The organism is Micromonospora sp. NPDC047707, assembly GCF_040704235.1.
Classification (GTDB): domain Bacteria; phylum Actinomycetota; class Actinomycetes; order Mycobacteriales; family Micromonosporaceae; genus Micromonospora.
This window is the reverse complement of sequence record NZ_JBEYSU010000114.1, coordinates 1-2,949: the sequence shown is the minus strand read 5'-3', so window position 1 is coordinate 2,949 and position 2,949 is coordinate 1. Positions and strand designations below refer to the sequence as shown.

Sequence of the window (2,949 nt, the reverse complement as noted above, 5' to 3'; positions counted from 1 at the left end):
CCCACACATTGACCGATGCCGCTTCCGGCATCGCCAACCTGCACAACATCGCCCTCACGAGCTGAGCACCAACCCGGTGCCGGGCAACGCCTTCACCGAGTTACGAGACAGCCCTTAGAGACAAGTCAGGACCTCTCGGACCAAGAGGCACTTCCTTTCCATGATCCCCAATGCGGGCAGCCATTTATTGGGAGGCTAATCCCACGAACTTGGTATTTGTGATGGACCTGAGAAGAATACCGCATCACCCTCAGTTGCCTTCAGGCGAAGTTCGCGCAAGGGGCGATACTCAGGCGAGTGGTACCACCGCAGCGCATCTTGCATTGAAGGAAACTCGATCAGAACCGGAAAGGCGAAAGTCCTACTGCCCTCGACGGAACGCACCTCTCCGCCAACTACCATATACCTCCCTCCATGCTTCTCGACAGTAGCTAGGACCGACGCGCGGTACTCCTGAATCGCTTGCTCGTTCAACACCTTTTTCATGTCGCAGAAGAAGTAAGCTTTCAACGAAACCCCCTTATCCTGATGGTAGTAACTGTCAGGTGTTAAAGGGTAAGAACTTGCGGGCTATCCGTCAACCTGTCATCCAGGAAGGGTGGCGATACGTATCGGCGCGGTGATGCACGATTACTGCCGGGCCGTGCTCGGCTGGGGGGTTTCGCCTGGTTGTCAACGACGGGTTCTGCAAAGTTTGGGCTCGCAGAGGATTACAGCTGGTTTGATCTCTGATTGGGGCGGGGTGTCGGCGAGGAAGGCGATGAGGTCTGCTGGCGTGGTGAACCGGGCCGTTGATGGTGTGATGGCGTATCCGTGCTGTTCCAGGAGTGGACGGGTCTGCGCAACGGCGATGGTGATCGTTTTTCGGTCGACGTTGAACAAGCTCGGCCAGGACCGCTTGTGTGCATAGTTTGCGCAGGTAGAGCACGGTGGCCAGGACCCGGAGCTGTTTTCAACCTGAGTAGCGCTGCTCCTCGACGAGTTGAAGACCGAAGATCGCGGCGAGTAGCGGGGTGGCGCGGCGTGGGCAGCGGTGCAGCTTGGTCAGGAGTTTCCAGGTCTTCACCGTGGCGATGGCACGTTCGCCGATCGCGCGGATCTTGGTGTGGGAGCGGTTGACCGCGCGCATGGGCTCGGGCAGGTTCCGGCCGTAGAACGGGACGACGACGGTGCCGCGGGCGCCGCGGTAGCCCTTGTCGGCGAAGGTCATCACCTGCGCGGCGGTGAGCGCGGCGACGATGCCGTGGTGGCGGGCGGCGGTCAGGTCATGGGTCGAGCCGGGCAGCGCGGGTGAGACCCACGCCAGCCGGCCGGCCGGGTCGGCGATGACCTGGGCGTTGACGCCGTGGCAGCGGTGCTTGCCCGCGTAGTGGCGTCGGTCTTGCTCTCCGGAGAGCCGGTCGGTGCGGATCAGCGTGCCGTCGAGGATCGCGTACGCCAGGCGTCCGATGCGGTCCATCGCCTGGGCGAGGGTGAGCGCCTGGGCGGCGAGCAGGTCAACAGCCTCTCGGATGTAACGCCACGCCGTGGTCGCGCCGATGGCGAAACCGCCTGCCAGGCGGGCGGGCGGGTCGCCGTTGCGCAGATGCGCCAGCACCAGCAGTGCTTGCCTGCCGGGGTCCAGACGTCGGTAGGGGGTACCCCGTCGTACGCGGTGAGCGCGTAGCAGCCTCGGCGAGGTGGTTCAGGCTCCGTGTGGACAGCGGGATCGTGGCAGGATAGGTCAGCACGAAGCTCCTCGGGCAGACGACATGGGTCTTGGTCGACCACGTCATCTACCAGGAGCTTCGTCCATTTTTGGTGATCAACACGCCACCGATCTCACCGGCGCCCCTCCCGCCAGCTCAGGTTGGAAACAGCTCCCGGTCGGCGTCGGCGAGCTTGATCGGGGGCCCGGCTCCGGCGGCGCGGCGGCGTTCGGCGCCACGGCGTGCCCGTCGGGTCTGCTCACGCTGCGCCGCTTGAAATTCGGTCATCTCGGCGGCCAGTTCGTCGAGCTGCTGGCGGGGCATGCCGGTCAGTTCCGGGTGGGACAGCAGGTCCTTGTCCAGGGCGTGTTCGCGGCTTCGGTGGCCTTCGCTGTGCCGGGCGGGGGGCGGGGCTGCTCGTGGTGGGGGTGCAGGGTGTAGTTCCAGTCGCCGTGGATGCGGTGCCGTCTCATCGGCAGGGCGGTGATCTGCGCGTCGTTGATCTGGATGCCGGTCGGGTAGGTGCCGGTGTCGAGTTCGGCATGCACGGACAGGCCGGTGCGGGTGGTGGTGGCCGCGATCGACTGGACGATGACGTCGTGGCTGGTCAGCGGCCTGCCACGCCAGTTCATCGTGATGTGGGAGAACAGCCGGTGCTCGATCTTGTTCCATTTCGAGGTTCCCGGCGGCAGATGACACACCGTGATCTGGAGGCCGGTCTCGGCGGCCAGGGCCGCGAGTTCGGTCTTCCACGCACGGGTGCGGTAACCGTTGGAGCCGCCCGCGTCGGCGGTGATCAGCAGCCGGCGGGCGTGCGGATAGTCGCCTGCGCCGCGGGCGGACCACCAGCGGCGGATCGAGGCGACCGCGAACGCGGCAGTGTCGTGGTCGCAGCCAACGTTGACCCAACCGGTGTCCGCGGTCACGTCGTAAATGCCGTAGGGGATCGCCCTACCGACCTCCCGGTCGACGAAGTCGTGCGTCTTGACCTGGACAGGTTCACCGTTCGGCCGCCACTCCCGCCCGCCGTTCTTGTAGAGCCCGACGAGTTCCTTCTTTTGGTGTCCACGCTGACCACCGGGTCTCCGGTGGCCTGATGGTCCTTGACCGTTCGGACCGAGCAGGGCGGTCCGAACGGTGCGGGCAAGACGACCACGGTGGAGATCCTGGAGGGTTTCCGGCGGCGGGACGCGGGCGAGGTGTCGGTGCTCGGCAGCGACCCTGCGCTCGTCTTCGGGTCGCGACTGCGGGGCTCACGCGC

Annotated in this window: 3 protein-coding genes and 2 pseudogenes; 1 reads left to right on the top strand and 4 read right to left on the bottom strand. The window is 65.3% G+C overall.

Going from position 1 to position 2,949, the window contains the following annotated elements:
• Window positions 1–195: 195 nt before the first annotated feature.
• The 4 genes and pseudogenes from AB0873_RS32140 to AB0873_RS32125 all read right to left on the bottom strand — a co-directional run.
• Entirely contained in the window at window positions 196–510 is a 315-nt protein-coding gene (locus AB0873_RS32140; RefSeq protein WP_366604520.1) for a DUF1330 domain-containing protein, read from the bottom strand.
• A 442-nt stretch (window positions 511–952) separates the two neighbouring features.
• Window positions 953–1,730 (bottom strand): annotated as a pseudogene (locus tag AB0873_RS32135) (transposase family protein).
• A gap of 114 nt (window positions 1,731–1,844) precedes the next feature.
• Window positions 1,845–2,012, bottom strand: coding sequence for a hypothetical protein (locus tag AB0873_RS32130; protein WP_366604518.1), 168 nt, complete (start codon window positions 2,010–2,012; stop codon window positions 1,845–1,847).
• 101 nt (window positions 2,013–2,113) lie between these two features.
• Window positions 2,114–2,793 (bottom strand): annotated as a pseudogene (locus tag AB0873_RS32125) (ISAzo13 family transposase); the annotation flags it as partial.
• Between AB0873_RS32125 and AB0873_RS32120 the strand changes: the two are divergent.
• Window positions 2,792–2,949, top strand: a 158-nt coding sequence (locus AB0873_RS32120) for an ATP-binding cassette domain-containing protein (protein ID WP_366604522.1), incomplete at its 3' end; no start/stop codon positions are given. The pseudogene AB0873_RS32125 and the gene AB0873_RS32120 overlap by 2 nt on opposite strands.

Excerpts from the sequence above, each read along its gene's own strand:
- AB0873_RS32130 (WP_366604518.1), bottom strand. The coding sequence starts at position 2,012 with ATGCCCCGCCAGCAGCTCGACGAACTGGCCGCCGAGATGACCGAATTT.